A 22,306-nucleotide genomic window follows, 5' to 3' on the forward strand; every position below is an offset into this window, starting at 1 on the left:
CACATGTCCAGCCATGCGCGGCATCGCCGGAGCGGTCAGAAACCGACGACGCTCCCGAAACCACACATCAGCAGAGTAAGGACCGCATGACGAGTTTCCAGCCTGCCGCCGTCCCCGGCGAGCCACCGCCTCCCGACTCGGTGCCGCCGCGCGACTCGACGGCACAGGCGCCCACGTCCGTGGCTCGTCTGAACGACACGATCCGCGGGTTCGTCCAGACATGGGGATCGGTGTGGGTCGAGGGCGAGATCACCGGGTGGAACCAGCGGGGCGGAAACGTGTTCGGTCGTTTGAGAGACCTGGTGACCGATGCCACGATCTCCTTCCGCATCTGGTCGTCGACGCGCGATCGGCTGCCCGACGACCTCAAGGTGGGCGATCACGTCATCGCGTGCGTCAAGGCCGACTACTTCGTGAAGAACGGCGACTTCAGCTTCGGAGTCTCGGCGATGCGTCACGTGGGACTCGGAGACCAGCTGGAGAAGCTCGAGCGCCTGCGCGTGCAGCTGCGGTCCGAGGGGCTCTTCGATCCGTCCCGCAAGAAGCCGCTCCCCTTCCTGCCCCACCTCATCGGTCTCATCACCGGTGAGAACTCGGATGCCGAGAAGGACGTCCACCGCAACGCCGAGCTGCGCTGGCCGCAGGTGCGCTTCCAGACGAAGTACGCCGCGGTGCAGGGCGACAGGTGCGTCCCCGAGACGATCGCGGCGTTGAAGGCGCTGGATGCCGCACCCGATGTCGACGTCATCATCATCGCTCGAGGTGGCGGCGACCCTCAGACTCTGCTGGGCTTCAGCGATGAGCGCCTGATCCGCGCGGTCGCCGCGACATCCACTCCCGTCGTGAGCGCCATCGGCCACGAGAACGACCATCCGCTCCTCGACGACGTCGCCGACCTGCGGGCATCGACCCCGACCGACGCGGCGAAGCGCGTCGTGCCGGATGTCGCAGAGCAGCGCGCGCTGGTCGGGCAGTTGCGCGCGCGCATGACCCTGCGGCTCACGCAGCGCCTCTCGCACGACATCGCCCAGCTCGAGCAGCTGCGCTCGCGCCCGGTGCTGCGCGCCCCCGAGACGCTGCTCACCACGCGCTCGCACGAGGTCGAGCTGCTCGTCGCCCGCGGGCGCGACCGGATCGACCGGTCGCTTCGCGTGCAGGACCAGCGCACCGCAGAACTCCGCGCAACGCTCCGCGCGCTCTCGCCGGCATCGACGCTCGCTCGCGGCTACGCCATCGCGCATCTCGCCGACGGCGTGATCGTGCGCGACGCGGCCCAGGCTCCGGCATCCACTTCCGTCGTCGTCACCGTGGGGCGCGGATCGTTCGCCGCTCGCTCCGATGGGGAGATCACCGAGGGTCCCGACGGGGGCGCCACCGCCGCGGGCGACGTCGCCCAGCCGAACCGGGTCGGGCGCGGGGCCGGCCCCGCACCCGAATAGACTGTTGGCATGACTGAGACGAGCGGCGCCCTCGCGGACGTCGCGACCCTCTCGTTCGAGCAGGCGCGCGACGAACTCGTGCGCGTCGTCGCCGAACTCGAGCAGGGCGCCCCGACACTCGAGCACTCCCTCGCACTGTGGGAGCGCGGCGAAGCCCTCGCCGCGCGCTGCGAGGAGTGGCTGCTGGGTGCAAAGCGCCGGCTCGAGGCCGCGCGCGCGTCCGTCGATCGCACACAGGGCGAGGCGCTCTGATGGCACGTGAACCCCGGATCGTCGCCGAGCTCGGTCGTCCTGAGACTCCTGACGAGACCGCCGACCGCAAGGCGGAGTCGTCGCGGATCTATCGCTCGAGCCAGAACGTCCGCAATCTCATCGCGGCGTTGCTCGCGACGCTGGCGGTCGTCGTCGTGATCATCGCCGCCGTGCCTCGCGGCACGCCGCCACCGCGCGAGGCGATCGACGTGGCTTCCGTCGCCGAGGGCGTCGCTACCTCCGAGGGACGGACGGTCATCACCCCGGAGATGTCCGACGCGTGGATCGTCAACCGCGCGGGCGTCGAGGGCGACGGAGGCGTGCGCGCGTTCACCGTCGTCTACGCGCCCGCCGACGAGAACGCCCGCGGATTCCTCCGCGTCGCGCAGGGGTTCGACGCGGACGAGGCATGGGAGGCCCGTGTCCTGTCGGGCTCCGCCCCCCAGGACACCGTCACGATCGACGGCATCACGTGGGAGCGCTACGAGCTCGACCCCGACCGCACCGGGAACATCTCGGTCGCGCTCGCCACCGATGCCGGCGCCGACACGGTGCTCATCTACGGGGCCGCCGGCGCGGACGCCCTCGAGGACACGGCCCGCTCCGTCACGGACCAGATCACCGCACTACGCGAGGAGGCCGAGTGACCGACCAGCCCACGCCCGCAAAGGCCTGGCGGGAGATGCAGCGCGGCAACGCGCGCTTCGTCGCCGGCGAACCCCGCCACCCCCGGCAGGACGTCGACACCCGGCATGAGCTCGCGGGAGGGCAGCGACCCCGCGCGGCCCTGTTCGGCTGCGCGGACTCGCGCCTGGCGGCGGAGATCATCTTCGACAAAGGCCTCGGCGACCTGTTCGTCGTGCGCAACGCCGGGCAGGTCGTCTCCGAGTCGGTCGTCGGCAGCCTCGAGTACGCCGTCGCGGTGCTCGAAGTGCCGCTCATCGTCGTGCTGGGCCACGACGCGTGCGGCGCCGTCCGTGCGGCGATCGACAGCACCAGCCCCGACGCCGATCCGCTGCCCCCGCACATCTGGCGCCTGATCTCGCCCATCGTTCCCGCAGTGCGCCGCGTTCAGCGGGCCTCGGCCGTGGACGGCGTCTACCCCGTCGAGATCGACGCCGAAGAGGTCGGCCGCGAGCACCTTCGCGACACGGTCGGCGAGCTGCTGCACTCTTCCGAGCTCATCAGCTCCGCCGTCGCGGAAGGGCGCCTCGCGATCGTCGGCGCCAACTACCGTCTCGGCGAAGGCACTGCGATTCCCGACGTCGTGGTCGGGATCACCGACGCCGCCTGAACACCTCCTTTCCCCGACACCCCTGTACCGACACGTGAGGAACAACGACGTGACCGACATCGAGTACCGCATCGAGCACGACACCATGGGCGAGGTGCGCGTGCCCAAGAACGCGCTGTACGCCGCGCAGACGCAGCGCGCCGTGGAGAACTTCCCCATCTCGGGCGACCGGCTGGAGCCCGCCCAGGTCGTCGCGCTCGCACGCATCAAGAAGGCCGCGGCCCTCGCGAACAAGGAGCTCGGCACGCTCGACGGAGCCATCGCCGACGCCATCGCGGGTGCGGCCGATCGCATCATCGCCGGCGAGTTCGCCGACCAGTTCCCGATCGACGTCTACCAGACCGGCAGCGGCACGTCGTCGAACATGAACATGAACGAGGTGCTCGCGACCCTCGCCACGCAGGCGCTCGGCGCGACCGTTCACCCGAACGACCACGTCAACGCGTCGCAGTCCTCGAACGATGTGTTCCCGACCTCGGTGCACATCGCGGTGACGCAGGAGCTCATCGACGATCTGATCCCTGCGCTCGACCACCTGGCCGTCGCCCTCGAGGCCAAGGCCGACCTCTGGAAGAGCGTCGTGAAGTCGGGTCGCACGCACCTCATGGACGCGACGCCCGTCACACTCGGCCAGGAGTTCGGCGGCTACGCCCGCCAGATCCGCCTCGGCATCGAGCGTGTGCAGGCCGTCCTCCCCCGCGTCGCGGAGGTCCCGCTCGGCGGTACGGCCGTCGGCACCGGGATCAACACGCCGCTCGGGTTCCCGCAGCGTGTCATCGAGCTCATCGTGTCCGACACCGAGCTACCGATCACCGAGGCCAAGGATCACTTCGAGGCTCAGGCGAACCGCGACGGCCTGGTCGAGGCATCCGGCGCCCTCCGCACCATCGCGGTGTCGCTCACCAAGATCAACAACGACCTGCGCTGGATGGGCTCAGGCCCGAACACCGGCCTCGGCGAACTGCACATCCCCGACCTGCAGCCCGGATCGTCGATCATGCCCGGCAAGGTCAACCCGGTGATCCCCGAGGCGACGCTCATGGTGTGCGCCCGCGTCATCGGCAACGATGCGACCGTCGCGTGGGCGGGCGCCTCCGGCGCCTTCGAGCTCAACGTCGCCATCCCGATCATGGGCAGCGCCGTCCTCGAGTCGATCGAGCTGCTCGCGAACACGTCGCGCGTGCTTGCCGACAAGACCATCGACGGACTCGAGGCGAACGTCGAGCGCGCGGCCGCGTACGCCGGCATGTCGCCGTCCATCGTGACCCCACTCAACAAGCTCATCGGCTACGAGGCCGCCGCCAAGATCGCCAAGCACTCCGTCGCGAAGGGCATCACGGTGCGCGAGGCCGTGATCGACCTCGGTTACGTGGAGCGCGGCGAGCTCACGCTCGAGCAGCTCGACGAGAAGCTCGACCTTCTCTCGATGACGCACCCGGGCTGATACCGCCCGCCCCCATGCCGCCAGCCGTGCGTCGGCGGGATAATCGGGACATGGCCCGAACGCCCCGCCCGGTTCCCGCGCGCGTCAGGATCCTCGCCGCGATCCTGGCTGTCGCATGCGTCGGGCTGGCAATCGTGGGCAGCGTGACGTTCCTGGTGCAGCGGGAGCAGGCCCTGGCCGGAGTCAACGACCGCCTCCGCAATCAGGTGAAGGTACTGGAGTCCGTCGCCGACCGGACCGCCGTCGGCGCGTCGGGCAGCGCGTCGGCGGCGGTCGAGGAGCTGGACACTGAAGAGTTCCGGAACGTCGACGACTATCTGAAAGCCGTGGTCGCGCGCCTGGTTCCGGCGAGGAACGAAGGCTCTCTGGCGCTGATCGACGGAGTGCCGCGGTGGGTGCCGACGACGCTCTCGGGCATCGACATCTCGAAGAACCAGCAGCTCATCGACCGCGTCGTCAGGGAGACCGCGGGCGGCGACACCACACGGGGCACGGCGGTCACCGACGAGGGATCCCTGCGCTATATCGCCATCCCTGTTCAGATGGATGGGGACCCCCGCCAGGGGCTCTACGTGCGTGCGGTCGACCTCGGCGCAGAGCTCCAGCCGGTGACCTTCGCCATGACGACGTACGTCATCGCCGCCGTCGCGGTCCTGATCGCCATCGGCGTGGTGGGCTGGTTCGTCACGGGTCGGCTCCTGTCGCCGATCCGCCGCCTCCGTGAGACGGCCGACGCCATCTCGATCACCGACCTCTCGCACAGGCTCGAGCCTCAGGGCAACGACGACATCGCCGACCTCTCGCGCACGGTCAACTCGATGCTCGACCGCCTGGAGGATTCCGTCGACGGGCAGCGACAGCTCCTCGACGACGTGCGCCACGAGCTGAAGACGCCCATCACGATCGTCCGCGGTCACCTCGAGCTCATGAACCCGCAGGATGCCGCGGATGTGGCGTCGGCGCGCGACATCGGAATCGCGGAGCTCGACCGGCTCACCCGGCTCGTCGAGGACATCGACCTGCTCGCCACCGCAGAGGCGGACTCGTACAGCCTCGACACCGTCGACCTCTCCGCGCTCACAGAGCGCATCGCCGAACTCGTCGCCGTGATCCCCGGCCACACCTGGACCATCGAGGCTCGCGCCGACGGCACCACGATCGGCGATCAGGACCGCCTGCTGCAGGCATGGCTGCAGCTCGCCGACAACGCCGCCAAGTACACGCCCGAGCTCAGCCCCATCGAGATCGGCAGCGCCCACTCCGAGGAGGGATCCCGGCTCTGGGTGCGCGACCACGGTCCCGGCATCCCGCCCGGGGCGCGGGCCCGGATATTCCGGCGATTCGACCGCGCTCATGTGAAGCGCTCGGTCGGCGGCTCGGGCCTCGGCCTCGCGATCGTCGACGCGATCGCGAAGGGTCACGGCGGGCACTGCGTGGTCACCGACACGCCGGGCGGCGGGGCCACGTTCACCATCCACCTGCCTCCGACGGAGGCCGAACTGCCGGCACCGGTGCGTGCCGGAGACGTGCTGCAACGGGAGGCCGCCGGATGACCAGGATCCTCATCGTCGAGGACGAACCGCGCATCGCCGCGTTCGTGAGTCGCGGCCTGGAAGCCGCCGGCTACGAGACGCTCGTCTTCGACGACGGCCCCGAGGGGCTGGAGTCGGCGCTGCGCGGCGACGCCGACCTCGTGCTGCTCGACGTCGGCCTGCCGACGATGGACGGCTTCGAGGTGCTGCACGAGCTGCGCGCCCGCGGTTCTGCGGTGCCCGTCATCATGCTCACGGCGCGCTCCAGCACGCGCGACACGGTCACCGGACTGGATGCCGGGGCCAACGACTACGTGCCCAAGCCGTTCACGTTCGAAGAGCTGCTGGCCCGAGTGCGCTCGCGCCTGCGCGAGAGCGTGCCGCAGGCGGGCGTCTCGATCTCGCACGGCGACGTGATGCTCGACATCTTGGCGCGCCGTGCGACTGTCGGCGGTCGAGAGGTCGACCTGTCGGCGCGCGAGTTCTCACTCGCCGAGCAGTTCTTGCGCAACCCGGGCCGCGTGCTCAGCCGCGAGCAGCTGCTGAGCCGTGTGTGGGGGCTCGACTTCGACCCGGGCTCGAACGTGGTCGACGTGTATGTGAGGTACCTCCGCGGCAAGCTGGGCGCCGACCATATCGTCACCGTCCGCGGCGCGGGCTACCGCTGGGAGTGAACCTGTCCGGGCACCCCGCTCAGGCGTTCCCGAGGCAGGAAGAAGCCCCCGGTGCTGGGGGACACCGGGGGCTGTGAAAGGCCGGACTGGGGGATCCGACCGTTATCAGTCGCGCTTGTCTGGGGAATTGCGCGACTGGTCTTTCTTCCCGTCGTTCCCGGCGCCGTTGCCGTGTGCGACGTTCGATCCCGCCTGAGCGGGAGGTTGTGAACCGGTCGACTGCTGACCGGATTGCTTCTCTTCCGCCGCGGGGAGCTCCGGCTCCGGCGCCGACACCGGGGCAGGCGCCGGGGCCTGGGCCTGGGCCTGGACCTGGACAAAGCTCTGCCGCTGGGCGGTGGAATCGCTCGATTCGCTCGAACTCTTCAGGTCCTGCTTCTCGCTCTGGTCGGCGTTCTCGCGCTCGAGACGGGCGATCAGCGCTTCGAGCCGTGCATTCGACCAGCCGTTCGCGGCCGCCCAGCCACGCAGTGCGTCCCATGTTCCCGCCGCCTCCGCGGCGGCGATGGCGGCGTCGATGTCGGCAGGCGGGGCCGGAGCAGCAGGTGCGACCGCCTCGGTCGTCGCGGGCGTACGCTTGCCCGTCGAGGCGGGGGGCGCGACGTGGACGGGTGAAGGCGCCTCGACCACTTCCGGCTCGGCGGACGGGATGAGTGCGTCAGATGTCGCCGCCGGCGTGGGCCGAGGCGTCGCCGACGCGGATGCCGGGGCGGGCACGACGACGCGTTTCGAGGCGACGCTTGTGCCTTCCGAGTCCACGAGGGCCGCGGTGTTCGCGAGAGCGACGGCGGTTACGACGGCGACGCTCGCCGCGACAGCGGTCATGCCGCCGATCACGAGCCCCGTGCGTGCGTCCACGTCTCGCCTTCCCTCCGTGTGCGCGGAATCGTCTCCCGTCATCCATGGTGACAGACCGATCGCGCGGGATGCGCCGTGGGCGATGAGACTTTCCTCATGGTCGCGCGCCGCAGCGGGCCGGGATCCGGGATTCCGACCCGCTGCGTCCTCAGTGGGTCACGGGCCCTCTCAGGCGAGTTCTCCGGCTTCCAGGAGGTCGGTGACGAGTGCGGCGATGGCCGACCGCTCCGACCGCACGAGCGTCACGTGGCCGAACAGCGAGTGCCCCTTGAGAGTCTCGATCACCGACGCGACGCCATCGTGACGACCGACTCGCAGGTTGTCGCGCTGGCCGACGTCGTGGGTCAGCACGACCCGCGAATTCTGCCCGATGCGGCTCAGCACGGTGAGCAGCACGTTGCGCTCGAGCGACTGCGCCTCGTCGACGATCACGAACGCGTCGTGCAGCGACCGACCGCGGATGTGGGTGAGGGGCAGCACCTCGAGGAGGCCCCGTTCCACCACCTCGTCGAGCACATTCGTCGAGACCACCGAGCCGAGCGTGTCGAACACCGCCTGGCCCCAGGGGTTCATCTTCTCCTGCTGATCCCCCGGCAGATACCCGAGCTCCTGGCCACCGACGGCGAACAGGGGCCGGAACACGATGATCTTGCGCTGCTGCTGCCGTTCGAGCACTGCTTCGAGCGCGGCGCACAGCGCGAGCGCCGACTTTCCGGTGCCGGCACGGCCCCCCAGCGACACGATGCCGACCTCGGGGTCGAGGAGCAGGTCGATCGCGATGCGCTGCTCGGCCGAACGTCCGTGGAGCCCGAACACCTCACGGTCGCCGCGGACCAGGCGGTACTCGCCGTCGCCCACGACGCGCCCCAGCGCCGAGCCCCGCTCGGAGTGGATGATCAGCCCGGTGTTCACGGGCAACCCCTGCACGTCCTCGCTCGCGGCGACCTCGCTCTCGTACAGGTCGCTGATGTCGTCCCCCGAGACGTCGATCTCGGAGATGCCGGTCCAGCCGGAGTCGACCGCCTGCTCGGCGAGGTACTCCTCCGCGGTGATGCCGAGCGACGCCGCCTTGACCCGCATCGGCAGGTCCTTCGAGACGACGGTGACCTCCTGCCCGTCCTGGGCCAGGTTCATCGCGATCGCGAGGATGCGGCTGTCGTTGTCGCCGAGCCGCATGCCCGAGGGCAGCACGGTCGCGTCGGTGTTGTTCAGCTCGACGCGGAGCGTCCCGCCCTCGCCGACCGGAACGGGGAAGTCGAGGCGTCCGTGCTCGACGCGCAATTCGTCGAGGTGGCGCAGCGCCTGCCGGGCGAAGTAGCCGATCTCGGGATCATGCCGCTTGCCTTCGAGCTCCGTGATCACCACGACGGGGATCACGACGCTGTGTTCGGCGAAGCGGAAGAACGCCCGCGGATCGCTGAGCAGCACGGAAGTGTCGAGCACGTAGGTGCGCAGATCCTGATCGGATGCCGCGACCTGCTCGAGGTCCTGACTGTGCTGCTCGTGTGGTGCTCGTGTGGTCACAACCCACTCCCGCCCCGGGTGGTTCACCCGGCAGTCACGAGTCGACCGGAGTCACGAGTCGCGATCCTGAGGCCGACTCGACCGGGCTCCTTGCCCGATGCGCTCACGCTACGACCGCGCACAGGCATCGGAGGCGCCCGACACGCAAGAATCTCGTTACGTGTTGGTGAACGGATGCTGCGCCCGCAGCATCCCGATCACCAGACCCGTGCCGACGAGAAGGCGGCGAGCGCGTCGCCGAACAGACGCAGCGTGTCGGCGCCGGTGCCGACGTGGGGTGCGACCCGGATGCGGCCGGCCCGCGCGGTGACGGTGAGGCCATGGTTCGCAAGGGACGCGGCCAGGGGGGCGGCGTCCTGCGGGGCGGGTGCCAGCGTCACGATGCCGGCGCGGCGCTCGGGCTCGCGCGGGGTGATCACCGGCACCTCGTAGCGATCCGCCAAGAACATGACGTCGGCGGCCCGCTCGGCCAGCACCGACTCGATATCGGCGACGCCCACCTCCACCACTTCTCGCAGCGCCGTGGCGAGGCGCGCGGCGGCGAGGGTGTCGATCCCCGAGACGGAGAACGCCTGAGCCGACGCTGCCGGGGCGGGCACGGCGTCGACGGGCAGGTCGCCGTCGACGCCCGCGAAGCCGGAGAGCACGGGGGCGATCCGCTCGAGCGCCCGCTCGCCGAACCAGGCGAATCCGGTCCCCCGGCCGGCGCGCAGCCACTTGTATCCATGCCCGCACACGACGTCGGCGGCGAGGTAGTCGGCATCGACCATGCCGAAGCCCTGGATGGCGTCGACGATGAGCAGGCGGTCGCCGATCACCTCTCGGATCGCCGACAGGTCGGTGCGGTACCCGGTGCGGAAGTCGACGAGGCTGACCGCGACGGCGCGGGTGTCGTCGGAGACGGCGGAGCGGATCGCGTCGGGCGTCATGAACCCGTCGGCCGGCTCCACCCACTGCAGCTGCACCGATCCGAATGCCTCCGACGCGCGTGCGGCCGCGACGGTGAGGCTGGGGAACTCGCCGCGACCCAGCATGAGCCCGCCGGCGAGCCCGTAGATCGCGTGCATCAGTCCGTAGGTGGTGGACGGCTGCAGCGCCACCTGCGAGGCATCCGTCCCGATCAGTTCGGCGACCAGCTCGCGGGCCCCGCGCACGTGGTCGGCGACGAGCGCGATGCTCGTGCGCCGGCCGGAGCCCAGCAGCTCGGTGTCGCCCTGCGCCTCGCTGCGGACGGCGGGCGAGAGCGGCCCGAAAGCGGCCCAGTCCAGATACCCCGGTTCCCCGTCGAACGACGCCAGATATGAGTCCAGATCCGTCACGCGGATCATTCTCGCAGAGGTGGGATCAGCGGTGTGAAGGGCCGCTCAACCGCCGTATCGGCGGTCCCGCGAGGCGAAGTCGCGGATCGCGCGAAGGAAGTCCACCTCGCGCAGATCCGGGCCGAGGGCCTCGACGAAGTAGAACTCAGAGTGGGCCGACTGCCAGAGCAGGAAGTCGCTGAGCCGCTGCTCCCCCGACGTGCGGATGACGAGGTCAGGGTCGGGCTGCCCACCGGTGTACAGGTGTTCGCCGATCTGCTCGGGGGTGAGGCTCGCGGCCAGCTCCTCCAGGGAGCCGCCGCGCTCGTCGTGCTGGGCGATGATGCTGCGCACGGCGTCCACGATCTCGCCCCGGCCGCCGTAGCCGACGGCGAGGTTGACGTGCATACCGATGTTGTCCTTCGTGCGGGCCTCGACCTCGGCGAGCACCCTCCTGAGATCCTCGGGCAGTGCGTCGGCCCTGCCCACGTGCTTCACGCGCCAGTCGCGCTCATGCGAGAGCTCGTCGGCGAGTTCGGCGATGATCTCGATGAGGTCCGACAGCTCCCGCGAGTCGCGCTTTCGCAGGTTATCGTTCGACAGCAGGTACAGCGACACGACGCGGATTCCCACGTCGTCGCACCAGCGGAGGAACTCCTTCATCTTCGCCGCGCCCGCGCGGTGGCCGTGCGCGGCGGAGTCGTAGCCGAGCTGCCTGGCCCACCGGCGGTTGCCGTCGATCATCATCGCGAGGTGTCGTGGGACGGATGCCGGATCCAGGCGACGACGCAGGCGGTTGATGTAGAGCCGATAGAGGGGCCCCCTGCCCTCGTTCGTCTCGCCGCGCACCACACGCCTACGCTACCCCGCGCGGGACGTCCGCCCTAGCGTGGGACTCAGTCCCATCGTCAGTGGGACTGAGTATGTTCCCCTCTCGGCATGCGCGGCCCTCTACGCTTAGGACATGAGCCGCCGTCGCAGCATCCCCCGGGCCCCCGAGGTCCCCGTACTGCCGCTGATGGATGCCGCGGCGGTCGACGCCGCGACGCACGATCTCAAGCCCAGCTGGCGCGGCTGGATCCACGCGGCGACCTTCCCCATCGCGATCGCGGCAGGCATCGTGCTCATCGTGCTCGCGCAGGGCGCTCCGGCCAAATGGGCGTCCGCGGTGTTCATGGCCACGTCGCTCCTGCTGTTCGGCAATTCCGCGCTCTACCACCGGTTCGACTGGAAGCCGAAGACCAAGGCGATCCTGAAGCGCATCGACCACGCGAACATCCTGCTGCTGATCGCCGGCACCTACACCCCGATCGCGGTGCTCGCGCTGCCGCCGCAGCAGGGAGCGCTGCTGCTGGTCCTCGTCTGGAGCGGCGCCCTCCTCGGCATCCTCTTCCGCATCTTCTGGATCAACGCCCCGCGCTGGCTCTACGTCGCCCTGTATCTCCTCCTCGGATGGGCGGCGGTCATGTACATCGTGCCGCTGTTCCAGGCCAGCGCGGCCATGATGGTTCTCGTGGCCGTGGGCGGCATCCTCTACACGGTCGGCGCGGTCATCTATGCGCTGAAGCGCCCGAATCCGTGGCCCGGCCACTTCGGGTTCCACGAGATCTTCCACGTGTGCACCGTGCTGGCGTTCCTCTGCCACTGGACGGCGTGCCTCATCATCGCGCTGCACCCGTACTCTCCGTCGCTGGGGCTCCCGGGCTGAGGACGATGACGGATGCTGCGGGCCGCAGCATCCGTCGCCCCTCGATGCGTTCGGGTCCTCAGGCCTTGGGTGTCTCGCCGCGGCCGTCGTCGGCCGCCGGATCGATGCTCTGGTCGTCGACCTCGGTCGCCTCCGTGGCTCGCGCTGCCTGCTCCTCCGCGTCCAGCTGCTCCTGGATGTCGGCGCGCACACGGCCGCGGCGGATGCGGCGCATCATGTCCCAGATCAGGAAGATGACGGCGATCGCGATCAGCGCGGTGAAGAGGAATCCCACGACCCCCGGGCTCACGAGGTTCGGGTCGACCGCGGGCGTGGGAGTCGGCGTGGGAGTCGTCGCGGTGGGAAGGATCCCGGCGATCGCGTGCTGCATGGGTTCCTCGCTCTGCCCGCGGGGCGGGCGGTGTCGTCGGGGGCGCGCGCGAGCGCATAGCCTGGGGTTCCAGCCTAATCTTCCGATGCGACCCGACGAGCCCGAAGGAGCGGCGTGACCACCCAGGACATGCTCGACGAGCGCTACGGCCGTCGCCGCTCCCCCGCGCGCGGGTGGCTCATCGGGGCCGGCATCGCCGTCACGATCGGCCTCGTGGGCCTCTTCGGCTGGTTCACGGTGCGCGGGTCGCTCGACTCCGTCGACGCCGACACGACCTCGTTCGAAGTCGTCGACGAGCACTCCGTGATGCTCGGATTCCAGATCAGCAGTCCGCCCGGGGCCGCGGTCGCCTGCGCGATCGAGGCGCAGGACCAGGAGCACGGCGTGGTGGGCTGGCGGGTCGTCGAACTGCCGGCATCCGAGCTCCACGCGCGCGCGTTCCGCGAGGCGATCCCGACGACTGCGCTCGCCACCACCGGCTTCGTCAACTCGTGCTGGGTGCTGCCCGGCTGAGTTTGTCCGAACAGACGCCGTGACGTAGTCTGGCGGGACATCAGCACAATCGCGCCCTGGCCGTGAGCCGGGGCGTTCGGTTTATGCCCGCACCGCTCCGGTCGGCCGCGGGCCCAATGAAGGAGTCAGCCGTGTCCACCGACGCCCCCGTGACCTTCCTCACCCAGGACGCCTACGATCGCCTGGCCGCCGAACTCGAGCACCTCTCGACCACCGGCCGCGAGGAGATCGCCAAGCGCATCGAGGCCGCGCGCGAAGAAGGCGACCTCAAGGAGAACGGCGGCTACCACGCCGCCAAGGACGAGCAGGGCAAGCAGGAGGCGCGCATCCGCACGCTTCAGCACCTGCTCAAGACCGCGACCGTCAGCGAGGCGCCCGAGAGCAGCGGTGTCGTCGAACCCGGCACCGTCATCACCGCGATCGTGGCGGGCGGCGAAGAGGTCTTCCTGCTCGGCAACCGCGAGATCGCCGTCGGCTCCGAACTCGATGTCTACAGCGAGGCCTCGCCCCTGGGCGTGGCGATCCTCGGCCGCAAGGAGGGCGAGAAGACCTCGTACACCGCGCCCAACGGCCGCGAGATCGCTGTCGAGATCGTCAAGGTCGAGACCTACAACGGTCAGTGACTCGGAGCGGCCTCAGGGACTCGCCTGAGGCCACCGGGCGGCCTTCGCTAGTCCGGAACGACCGTGGGCGCGTAGCCCGCGTCCTCGAGCACGGAGATGACGTGCGCGCGGTGCTCCTCGCCGCGCGTCTCGACGCTGAGCTGCAGGATCACCTCGCTGATCTGGATCCCCTGGCCGTGGCGTGTGTGCAGCACCTCGATGACGTTCGCGCCGGCGATCGCCAGCAGCTCTGACACCCGCGCGAGCTGGCCGGGACGATCCGGCAGCGGGATGCGCAGCGTCATATATCGACCGGATGCCGCGAGGCCATGCGCGACGACGCGCTGCAGCAGCAGCGGGTCGATATTGCCGCCCGAGAGAACCGTCACCGTCGGGCCGGTCGCGACGACCTTGCCCGCCAGGATCGCCGCCACGCCCACGGCGCCTGCCGGCTCCACCACCTGCTTGGCACGCTCGAGCAGCACGAGGAGGGCGCGGGCGATGTCGTCCTCGCTCACCGTCACGACCTCGTCGACGAGGTCGCGGACGATCTCGAAGGGCAGGTCTCCCGGCCGGGCCACCGCGATGCCGTCGGCGATCGTCGGCGACGTGGGGACCTCCAGCGGATGCCCCGCCTGAAGCGACGCCGGATAAGCCGCGGAATTCTCCGCTTGCACCCCGATCACGCGCACCGTGCGGCCCTCCGCCGCGGCACGGGCCTTGACGGCCGCAGCGACGCCGGCGACCAGTCCGCCCCCGCCGATGCCGAGGACGATCGTGTCGAGGTCGGGCAGCTCGTCCATGAGCTCGAGGCCCAGCGTCCCTTGACCGGCGATGACGTCGTGGTGGTCGAACGGGTGGATGAAGACGGCGCCCGTGCGCTCGGCGAACTCCGCCGCGAGTCGCAGCGGCGTCTCGACCGTGGCGCCCTCCAAGACGACGTCGGCGCCGTACCCCCGCGTGGCGAGGAGCTTGGGCACCGGTACGCCGAGGGGCATGAAGATCGTCGCGTGGATGCCGAGAGCCTTGGCCGCGAGCGCCACGCCCTGGGCGTGGTTGCCGGCGGAGGCCGCGACGACGCCCCGCGCGCGTTCCTCTGCGGTCAGGCGTGAGAGGCGGTAGGTCGCGCCGCGGATCTTGAACGACCCAGTGCGCTGCAGGTTCTCGAGCTTGAGATGCACCGGCACGCCGAGGACGTCCGTCAGGTGCTGAGAGGCGTCGAGCGGCGTGTGCGAGATGACCCCCTCGAGGGTGGCCGCAGCATCCTCGAAGTCGGCGAGCGTCGGCACGGCCGACGTGTGCGACGCCGCAGTGGCGGCGGCCTCGGACACCTGGTCGGCGGATGACATTGCGGTGGTCACGAACGGACTCTCCTCTGCCGGGGAACGGTGCTCCAGATGAGATCCCCGGTGGGTCTGGCGCCGGTCTCCCACGCGCGTTGGGCAAGGTAGACCGCGACGACGTTCACGAACGCGGCCAGCGGCACGGCGAAGAGGGCGCCCGGAATGCCGGCGATCATGGCACCGCCGGCCACGACGAGCACGACGGCGAGCGGGTGGACCTTGACGGCCGAGCCCATGAGGAGCGGCTGGAGCACGTGCCCCTCCAGCTGCTGCACCCCGAGGACGACCACGAGCATCCAGAGCGCGATCCACGGACCGTTGTAGACGAGCGCGAGGAAGACCGCGACCGTTCCCGTGACGACCGCACCGACGATCGGGACGAACGCGCCGAGGAAGACCAGGACGGCGACGGGGATCGCGAGGGGCACTCCGAGCAGGGCTGCACCGAGGCCGATTCCGATGGCGTCGATGGTCGCAACCAGCAGCTGCGTGCGCGCGTAGTTGACGACGGTGATCCAACCGGCTCGGCCGGCGCCGTCGGCGGCGGGGCGCGCCTTCTTCGGGAACAGCCGCAGGGTCCAGCGCCAGATGCCCGTACCGTCGGCGAGCAGGCACAGCAGGATGAAGAACGCGAGCACCGCGCCGGTGACGACGTGGCCGATCGTGGACCCGATGGCGAGCGCCCCCGACCACAGCAGCTCGGCCTGCTGCTGCACGAATGCCCAGCCCTGCGCGAGCAGGTCGTCGATCTGATCCTCGCTGAGGTGCAGCGGGCCGTCGATCAGATACTGCCGGAACCGCTCGATCGCGGCCACCGTGCTCGCCTGCACCGAATCCCACTGCTGCATGATCTGCCACACGACGAGCCACAGCAGTCCCGTGACGATCGCGATGGTGCCCACCACGCAGATGACGATGGCCAGCCAGCGCGGCACGCGACGTCGGAGCATCCACGCGAACGCCGGCCACAGGAGGGCGGTGATGAGGATCGCGATCAGGAGCGGGATCACGAGCAGCTTCAGCTGGATCACGAGCCACACGCCGACGCCGATCGCCGCCGCGACGACGATCAGACGCCACGAGTAAGCGGTGGCGACTCTGAGGCCACGCGGCACCGAAGCAGACGTCTCGGTGGAGACGACCCGGCTGCGGTCGCGGACGGCGTCGAAGAGGGAGCCGCGGGGCTTTTCGTCGGAGCCGCTCATTGGGCCAGTCTAGGCGCGTCGCATTCCGCGCCGGTCATGAACGGCGGCGCTGCGATGTCGGAGGCTGCGGCTACGCTGGCGCCCGTGAAGTCCTCACTCAGCGCCGCCGAAGCGCGCCGCGTGGCACTGGCCGCCCAGGGATTCGGACGGCCCCGCCCGTCCGCGGCCGGCACCCGGCAGCTCAACGGCGCGCTCGCGCGCATGGCGACGCTGCAGATCGACTCGGTCAACGTCTTCGCCCGTTCCCACTACATGCCGCTGTTCTCGCGCGTCGGCGCCTACGACACCGCCGCGCTCGACCGTCTGCTGTTCGCCCACCGCTCCCCGTACGTCGAGTACTGGGCGCACGTGGCCGCGTTCATCCCCGCCGAAGACTGGGGGCTGTTCGACTTCCGCATGCAGGCGCTGCGTGCGAAGTACGGCAGCAAGCCCGGTGGCTGGTTCGACGCGAATCGCGACATCGTCGACTGGGTGCGCGCCGAGCTCGCCGCCCGCGGCCCGCTGCGCCCGGCGCAGATCGAGCACGACGCAAAGGAGAGCGCACGGGGTCCCTGGTGGGACTGGGATGTCGTCAAGCGGGCGCTCGAGTACATGTGGATGTTCGGAGAGGTGGCTATCGCGGGTCGCCGCGGCTTCGAGCGGCGGTACGGCCTCGCCGAGCAGGTGATCCCCCGCCATGTGCTCGAGGCGCCGATCCCCCGTGACGAGGCCGTGCGGGAGCTCGTGAGACGCGCGGCGCGCGCCTACGGTGTCGCCAGCGCCGCGGACATCGCCGACTACTGGCGCATCGCCGACCGCACAGCCGTGACGACGGCCCTCGGAGACCTCGTCGACGCCGGCGAACTGCACCCGGTGACCGTCGAGGGATGGACCGCCGCGGGGCGCCCGGCGAAGGCATGGCTGCATGCCGACGCCGTCGTTCCGCGAAAGGTGGACGCCTCGGCGATCCTGACGCCGTTCGATCCGGTGGTGTGGTTCCGCGACCGCGCCGAGCGGCTCTTCGACTTCGAGTACCGCATCGAGATCTACACTCCCGCGCCGCGGCGCCGGTTCGGCTACTACTCGCTGCCCGTCCTCATCGGCGACGATGTCGTCGGCCGCGTCGACCTCAAGGCCGACCGCGCGGCCTCGACGCTGCTCGTCCAGTCAGCGTGGTGGGAGCACGGCAGGCCCGCCGACGCCGCACCCCGCCTCGCAGACGAGCTTCGGCTCGCCGCCGCCTGGCAGGGGCTCGAGTCGATCTCGATCTCCCGCTGGGGTGACGCGACCGAGGACCTCGCACGCGTGATGCCCGCGACGGCGCGTCACGACGCGGGTCCGGCGGAGCCGATGCCTCTCGCCTCGGACGAACCCGTGTCGGACGCGCGCGACCTCGACGTCGCAGAGCTGACCGGCTGATCCGGCCGGGCGACCGCCGGCCTCAGGCGCCCGGGCCGGCCACCTCGAGCCCCAGCCAGCGCGCGAGATCCTGGATCTCGGCCTCCACCGACTCCCTTACCTCCTCGGTGAACCGCTCGTCCTCGTGGACGGCGTGCACGCGGAGCACACCCGCCTTGCGATCGGCCTTGGCGTCGAGCTTGCCGACGAATCGGTCCCCGTGGAGGATCGGCAGCGCGAAATAGCCCCACCGGCGCTTCCCCGCGGGCTTGTACATCTCGAGTACGTACTCGTAGCCGAACAGCTCCTCGAGCCGGCGCCGGTCGAACACGGCACGGTCGAAGGGTGACAGCAGCGCCGTGCGACCGACGAACGCGTCAGCGCCGGCCGGGGCGCCGGGATCGACCCGCCACGAGCCGTCGACGCCCTCGACCTCCGCCTCCTCACCGATCTCGCCGACGTCGATCGGCTCGAAGGGCTGTGCGACGCTCTTGACCCGGGCTATCCCCAGCGTTGCCAGTCGGCGCTCCGCACGCTCGCGGGCGGCGTCCTCTGCGGTCAGTTGCGGCACGTCGGACGGGTACACGCGCTCGGCGACGTCGAACAGGCGGCCCCCAGCATCCCGTGACGAGACCGCCACATCGCCGCACAGCACGAGCATCTCGAGGAGCTGCATCGAGTTGCGGTTGTTCGTCCAGCCCGACGACCGCCACGACACCTGCGCCGTGTCAGGGATCTCGGCGGCCCGCAACGGGCCTTCGGCACGCAGCCGCGCGAGCACCTCCCGACGGAACACGTCGTTCGCGGCGAGCCACTCCCGCGCCTGCGCCGACTCGGGGCGGCGCCTCATCTCGGGAATGAGAAGGGCGAGATCGGTCATGGCGCGATAGAAACCGCCCCACTCGAAGATCGCGCGGTCCTCCTCGAACAGGCGCTCGAGGTCGGCCGGCTGATACGGCCATCCGAGTCGACTCCACAGGATGAGGTCCGCGCTCGGGGCGATCGCCGCGGTCGGCTCGATGTTGACGACCGTCAGCGCGTCGATCGTCTCGACGATGCCCGCGGGCCTCTCAGCGGTCAGCAACTGCCCGCGCAGCGCGATGCGGCAGGCGTCCTCGCGGCTGAGTCGATGGACCATTCTCCGACGCTATCGCCGGTGTCCGACGTGGGTGGGGGTCCGACTCACGTCGCTCGCTCAACCTTGACCCGACTCGCATCAACGCTCGCTGGCGCTCGCATTGATTCGAGTCGCGTCAGAACTGCACGCGCGGCGGCTCCGAGATCGCGGCGCCATCGATGACCTCGAAGAACTCGCGCTCATGGAAGCCGAGGTTGCGCGCGAACAGGTTGTTCGGGAAGACCTTGATCTTCGTGTTGAGCTCGCGCACACCGCCGTTGTAGAACCGGCGCGACGCCTGGATCTTGTCTTCGGTATCGACGATCGACTGCTGCAGCTGCAGGAAGTTCTGGCTCGCCTGCAGCTGCGGATAGGCCTCGGCGACCGCGAACAGCGACTTCAGCGCCTGCTGAAGGTGCCCCTCGGCGACGCCGGCCTCAGCGGGCCCCGATGCCGACAGCGTCTCGGCACGCGCTCTCGTGACGTTCTCGAAGACGGCCTTCTCGTGGGCGGCGTAGCCCTTCACGGCCTCGATGAGGTTCGGAAGCAGATCGGCCCGACGCTTGAGCTGCACGGTGATGTCGCTCCACGCCTCATCCACCCGCACATTCAGCTGGACGAGCGAATTGTAGGTCGCCCAGAGATAGATGCCGACGATGACGACGAGCGCCAACACGATCAGGACTGGGATCAGCCATTCCATTGCCGAGGCTCCGTTCGATAGTGACCTCATCCTACCGACGCGAAACCCCGTCGCATGTGGGGTATTCCCCGACTCTCAGCCGTTACCCACCGAGCACGCGATCGAGATACGGGTTGCGGAACAGCCGCTCCGGGTCGAGGCGGTCGCGCAGTGCGACGAAGTCGTCGAAGCGCGGGTAGCGCGCCCGCAGCTGGTCGGCACCGAGGGTGTGCATCTTCCCCCAGTGAGGTCGACCGTCGAAGCCGAGCATGATCTCCTCGACCCCCTCGAAGTACTCCGTCGGGTCCTCCCGCCAGTACCGGTGCACCGCGATGTACCCGGAATCGCGGCCGTAGGCCGTCGACAGCCACCGATCGTCGGCGGCCGCGACCCGCACTTCGATCGGGAAGCCGATCCGCCAGCCGCGCTCGTCGATCAAGGCGCGCATCGATTCGAACGCGGGCCGCAGGTTCTCCACCGGCACCGCGTACTCCATCTCGCGGAACCGCACCGACCGGTGGGTCGCGAAGACGCGGGCCGAGGCATCCGTGAACTCCCGATTGCCCCAGATCTTCGCCGAGAGCCGGTTGATCGGCGGCACCAGGGCCGGGATCGTCGCGCCGGCCGCGCAGGCGACCTGGTGGGCGCCGGTGCCGACGAGCGTGTCGTCGATCCACTTGCCGACAGCGGGAAGCGGATGCCGCGGCGCGCTCTCGGGGAGCCGCATGTTGGTCTTGGTCATCGCTCGGTCGGTGTGCGGGAACCAGTAGAACTCGAAGTGATCGGCCGCCGCCGCGCGTTCGTCGAGCGCACCGAGGACCTCGGCGAGATCCTCGGACTGCTCGACGGCGTGCAGGACGAACGCCGGCACGCACTGCAGTGTGACCTCGACGAGGATGCCGAGGGCGCCGAGCCCGAGAGCGACCGCCGGTACCAGCTCGGGATTCTCATCCTCGCTCACGCTGAACAGGTCGCCGGCCGCGGTGACCAGGGTCGCGCCGACGACCTGGCCCGCGATGCCGGTGAACCGCTCCCCCGTGCCATGCGTACCGGTGGAGATCGCCCCGGCGATGGACTGACGGTCGATGTCGCCGAGGTTCTCCATCGCGAGGCCGAACGGGGCGAGGAGCGACGGGATCTCGTGCAGGCGCGTGCCCGCGAGAAGCGTCACCCGGGCGCGGTCGACGTCGACCGAGACGAGCCCGCTGAGGTCGCGGAGCTCCAGCAGCGCGCCGGGCGCCACCGCGACGCCGGTGAAGCTGTGACCGGAACCGACCGCCTTGATCGGCATGTGCTGCGCCGCCGCAGTCACGACGGCGCGCTGCACCGCCGCGACGGTGCGGGGGAACTCCATGCGCTGCGGGCGCACCGACTCCGTGCGGCTCCAGTTGCGCCACACCGCTCCCGGGCGGGTCACAGGAACGCCTTGCCTTCGCCGCGGTAGGTCGCCACCTCCCCGACGTGGGTCTCGCCCTCCACCACGTGGTAGAGATCGACGTGCTCCGCGAGCTCACCGCTCTTGGAATGGCGGAACCACACGCGGTCGCCCACCCGCAGCTCCCGGGCCGCATCGCCGCGCAGCGGCGTCTGCACCTCCCCGGCTCCCTCGCGGGGCGCCATGCGCAGTCCGGCGGGCCACACGGCACGGGGCTGACGCGACTCGAGGGCGGGCCCGGAGGCGATCCATCCGCCGCCGAGCACCGTCGCGACGTCGGGAGCCGGCTTGCGCACGACCTCCAACGCGAACGCGGCGGACGGCGCCGGATCGAAGGCGCGATAGCCGTCGAACAGGTGCCCGGCGAGCAGCCCGCTGCCGGCGGTGACCTCGGTGACCGCCTGATCGGATGCTGTGAGCTCCAGCGATCCCGTCCCGCCGCCGTTGACGAACTCGAGAGGGGCGATGTCGCGGAGCGAGGCGACGATGGCGCCGCGGCGATCGAGAAGCTCGGCGGCGGAGCGTCGCCGCATCCAGCGGATCGCGGCGTCGCCGGATCCGGTGGCGTCACCCTGCCCCGCGATCTGGGCCTCGTACATCATGAGGCCCACGAGGCGGAAGCCGGGGCGGGCGGCGATCGAGCGCGCGAGCGCGGCCACTTCTGCCGCGTCGTGCACCGGGGAGCGCAGCACGCCGATGTGACCGAGGGCGGGTGCCCGCCACGAGGCGTCGGCGTCGATGGCTACGCGGATCTCGGGCCGCGCACCGGGTGCCGCGATAGCGTCGACGAGGTCGAGCTGCGCCAGATCGTCGACCATCAGCGTGATCCGCGACGACGCCGTCTCATCGGCCGCCAGCGCCGCGATCGCGGCCCGGTCGGCCGTCGGATAGCCGAGCACGATGTCGTCCATCGTCTCGGCGAGCCAAAGGGCCTCCGGCAGCGTGAAGGCGAGGATGCCCTGGTAGCCGGGCAGCGCGAGGACGGCGTTGAGCACCTCCCGCACGCGTACCGACTTGCTGGCGACGCGGATCGGCACGCCGCCGGCGCGCACCACGAGGTCGAGCGCGTTGTAGCGCAGCCCGTCGGCGTTGATGGCGGCGACCGGGCCGCTGACCTCCGTCAGGGCATGGCTCATCGCGTCCCAGAAGGCCCCGGGGTGCTCCCACGGCTTCGTCGCGGTGGGGGTGGACAGCAGATCGAGACTCATACGGCTCGCTCCGGGTGCGTGCGCATCGCCCCAGCCTAAAGCGCTGGAAGCGGTCCCGATGACCGGCTGTGGATGGCCGTTCGCACAGCCGGCGGCGAGTCGATCCGGAGGTCAGCCCTTCCCGCGGGCGGCGCTGCTGCGCGACGTCTTCCTCGGCGCCGTGGACGGCGATCCGCGGGGCGCCCAGGATCAGTGCGTCAACTTCCCCCACCAGCCGCTCGTCGGGGCGTGCGGATCGCGCTCGCTCTGCCGGTCCGTGCTGTTCTCGCCCATGCGGGGAGCCTTCCGCCGAGTGGCCCAGACCATCGGGGCATCTCTGCGAAGGCGAGAGCCCGGCGGGAGTACCCCCGGTGGGATTCGAACCCACACTTGAGCGAGTTTAAGTCGCGTGCCTCTGCCGTTGGGCTACGGGGGCGGGGTCGCGTCCGCAG

At 70.3% G+C, this 22,306-nt stretch carries 22 protein-coding genes and 1 tRNA gene; 11 read left to right on the forward strand and 12 right to left on the reverse strand.

Features of this window, described 5'->3' with window-relative positions:
• Positions 1-86: 86 nt before the first annotated feature.
• Genes xseA through MRBLWH3_RS15110 form a run of 7 tightly spaced genes read left to right on the forward strand, consistent with a single transcriptional unit; the run spans position 87 to position 6,635 of the window.
• Positions 87-1,439 carry an exodeoxyribonuclease VII large subunit gene (gene xseA / locus MRBLWH3_RS15080; RefSeq protein ID WP_363433520.1) on the forward strand — a complete coding sequence of 451 codons (1,353 nt, stop codon included), beginning with the start codon at positions 87-89 and terminating at the stop codon, positions 1,437-1,439.
• 9 nt (positions 1,440-1,448) lie between these two features.
• On the forward strand, positions 1,449-1,691 hold the full coding sequence (locus MRBLWH3_RS15085) for an exodeoxyribonuclease VII small subunit (protein WP_341998301.1): 243 nt from the start codon (positions 1,449-1,451) through the stop codon (positions 1,689-1,691).
• Positions 1,691-2,338 (forward strand): DUF4245 family protein, encoded by a 648-nt coding sequence (locus MRBLWH3_RS15090; protein ID WP_363433524.1) that lies wholly within the window; start codon positions 1,691-1,693, stop codon positions 2,336-2,338. The genes MRBLWH3_RS15085 and MRBLWH3_RS15090 overlap by 1 nt, the downstream gene beginning before the upstream one ends.
• Positions 2,339-2,373: 35 nt before the next feature.
• Complete coding sequence (locus MRBLWH3_RS15095) at positions 2,374-2,985, forward strand: carbonic anhydrase (RefSeq protein WP_414685408.1); 612 nt, start codon at positions 2,374-2,376, stop codon at positions 2,983-2,985.
• Positions 2,986-3,034: 49 nt separating this feature from the next.
• On the forward strand, positions 3,035-4,429 hold the full coding sequence (locus tag MRBLWH3_RS15100; RefSeq protein ID WP_341998297.1) for a class II fumarate hydratase: 1,395 nt from the start codon (positions 3,035-3,037) through the stop codon (positions 4,427-4,429).
• A 50-nt stretch (positions 4,430-4,479) separates the two neighbouring features.
• A complete protein-coding gene (locus MRBLWH3_RS15105) occupies positions 4,480-5,982 on the forward strand; it encodes a sensor histidine kinase (protein ID WP_363433530.1) in 1,503 nt (500 codons plus the stop codon).
• Positions 5,979-6,635: a response regulator transcription factor gene (locus MRBLWH3_RS15110; protein ID WP_363433533.1), complete on the forward strand. Its 657-nt coding sequence runs from the start codon at positions 5,979-5,981 to the stop codon at positions 6,633-6,635. Before MRBLWH3_RS15105 ends, MRBLWH3_RS15110 begins: the two co-directional genes overlap by 4 nt.
• Positions 6,636-6,740: 105 nt before the next feature.
• Here the strand turns inward: MRBLWH3_RS15110 and MRBLWH3_RS15115 are convergent, their stop codons facing one another.
• The 4 genes from MRBLWH3_RS15115 to MRBLWH3_RS15130 all read right to left on the reverse strand — a co-directional run bounded on the left by MRBLWH3_RS15115 (position 6,741) and on the right by MRBLWH3_RS15130 (position 11,167).
• Positions 6,741-7,493: a hypothetical protein gene (locus MRBLWH3_RS15115; protein ID WP_363433536.1), complete on the reverse strand. Its 753-nt coding sequence runs from the start codon at positions 7,491-7,493 to the stop codon at positions 6,741-6,743.
• A 168-nt stretch (positions 7,494-7,661) separates the two neighbouring features.
• Positions 7,662-9,017, reverse strand: coding sequence for a PhoH family protein (locus tag MRBLWH3_RS15120; protein ID WP_363433539.1), 1,356 nt, complete (start codon positions 9,015-9,017; stop codon positions 7,662-7,664).
• Between the two features lie 197 nt (positions 9,018-9,214).
• Positions 9,215-10,336 carry an aminotransferase class V-fold PLP-dependent enzyme gene (locus MRBLWH3_RS15125; protein ID WP_414685378.1) on the reverse strand — a complete coding sequence of 374 codons (1,122 nt, stop codon included), beginning with the start codon at positions 10,334-10,336 and terminating at the stop codon, positions 9,215-9,217.
• Between the two features lie 45 nt (positions 10,337-10,381).
• Entirely contained in the window at positions 10,382-11,167 is a 786-nt protein-coding gene (locus MRBLWH3_RS15130) for an isoprenyl transferase (RefSeq protein WP_363433545.1), read from the reverse strand.
• Between the two features lie 112 nt (positions 11,168-11,279).
• Between MRBLWH3_RS15130 and trhA the strand changes: the two genes are divergently transcribed.
• Positions 11,280-12,023: a PAQR family membrane homeostasis protein TrhA gene (gene trhA / locus MRBLWH3_RS15135; RefSeq protein ID WP_363433549.1), complete on the forward strand. Its 744-nt coding sequence runs from the start codon at positions 11,280-11,282 to the stop codon at positions 12,021-12,023.
• A 58-nt stretch (positions 12,024-12,081) separates the two neighbouring features.
• Here trhA and MRBLWH3_RS15140 read toward each other — a convergent pair whose 3' ends face one another.
• Complete coding sequence (locus tag MRBLWH3_RS15140; RefSeq protein ID WP_363433552.1) at positions 12,082-12,393, reverse strand: hypothetical protein; 312 nt, start codon at positions 12,391-12,393, stop codon at positions 12,082-12,084.
• Between the two features lie 114 nt (positions 12,394-12,507).
• Here MRBLWH3_RS15140 and MRBLWH3_RS15145 point away from each other — a divergent pair, with 114 nt between their 5' ends.
• Together MRBLWH3_RS15145 and greA are read left to right on the forward strand one after the other, a co-directional pair.
• Complete coding sequence (locus MRBLWH3_RS15145) at positions 12,508-12,906, forward strand: DUF4307 domain-containing protein (protein WP_363433555.1); 399 nt, start codon at positions 12,508-12,510, stop codon at positions 12,904-12,906.
• A 131-nt stretch (positions 12,907-13,037) separates the two neighbouring features.
• Complete coding sequence (greA, locus tag MRBLWH3_RS15150; RefSeq protein ID WP_116196585.1) at positions 13,038-13,529, forward strand: transcription elongation factor GreA; 492 nt, start codon at positions 13,038-13,040, stop codon at positions 13,527-13,529.
• Positions 13,530-13,576: 47 nt separating this feature from the next.
• On the opposite strand, the gene ilvA is transcribed toward greA, so the two are convergent.
• Both ilvA and MRBLWH3_RS15160 read right to left on the reverse strand, forming a co-directional pair.
• Positions 13,577-14,857, reverse strand: a complete 1,281-nt coding sequence (gene ilvA / locus MRBLWH3_RS15155) for a threonine ammonia-lyase (protein ID WP_363435556.1) — start codon at positions 14,855-14,857, stop codon at positions 13,577-13,579.
• A gap of 8 nt (positions 14,858-14,865) precedes the next feature.
• Positions 14,866-16,056 carry an AI-2E family transporter gene (locus tag MRBLWH3_RS15160; RefSeq protein ID WP_363433559.1) on the reverse strand — a complete coding sequence of 397 codons (1,191 nt, stop codon included), beginning with the start codon at positions 16,054-16,056 and terminating at the stop codon, positions 14,866-14,868.
• Positions 16,057-16,140: 84 nt separating this feature from the next.
• Here MRBLWH3_RS15160 and MRBLWH3_RS15165 point away from each other — a divergent pair, with 84 nt between their 5' ends.
• Entirely contained in the window at positions 16,141-17,454 is a 1,314-nt protein-coding gene (locus MRBLWH3_RS15165) for a winged helix-turn-helix domain-containing protein (RefSeq protein WP_363433562.1), read from the forward strand.
• Positions 17,455-17,476: 22 nt separating this feature from the next.
• Here MRBLWH3_RS15165 and MRBLWH3_RS15170 read toward each other — a convergent pair whose 3' ends face one another.
• The 5 genes from MRBLWH3_RS15170 to MRBLWH3_RS15190 all read right to left on the reverse strand — a co-directional run bounded on the left by MRBLWH3_RS15170 (position 17,477) and on the right by MRBLWH3_RS15190 (position 22,290).
• The gene (locus tag MRBLWH3_RS15170; protein ID WP_363433565.1) at positions 17,477-18,571 is read right to left on the reverse strand and encodes a DNA glycosylase AlkZ-like family protein; all 1,095 of its coding nucleotides are present in this window, start codon (positions 18,569-18,571) and stop codon (positions 17,477-17,479) included.
• 115 nt (positions 18,572-18,686) lie between these two features.
• The gene (locus MRBLWH3_RS15175) at positions 18,687-19,253 is read right to left on the reverse strand and encodes a LemA family protein (RefSeq protein WP_045296731.1); all 567 of its coding nucleotides are present in this window, start codon (positions 19,251-19,253) and stop codon (positions 18,687-18,689) included.
• An 82-nt stretch (positions 19,254-19,335) separates the two neighbouring features.
• On the reverse strand, positions 19,336-20,649 hold the full coding sequence (locus MRBLWH3_RS15180; protein WP_363433567.1) for a D-arabinono-1,4-lactone oxidase: 1,314 nt from the start codon (positions 20,647-20,649) through the stop codon (positions 19,336-19,338).
• Complete coding sequence (locus tag MRBLWH3_RS15185; RefSeq protein WP_363433570.1) at positions 20,646-21,875, reverse strand: alanine racemase; 1,230 nt, start codon at positions 21,873-21,875, stop codon at positions 20,646-20,648. Before MRBLWH3_RS15185 ends, MRBLWH3_RS15180 begins: the two co-directional genes overlap by 4 nt.
• Before the next feature lie 342 nt (positions 21,876-22,217).
• Positions 22,218-22,290: transfer RNA gene (locus MRBLWH3_RS15190), tRNA-Leu, on the reverse strand.
• Positions 22,291-22,306: the final 16 nt, after the last annotated feature.

Origin of the sequence: Microbacterium sp. LWH3-1.2 (genome assembly GCF_040675855.1) — a bacterium.
In the GTDB taxonomy this organism is placed as follows: Bacteria; Actinomycetota; Actinomycetes; order Actinomycetales; family Microbacteriaceae; genus Microbacterium.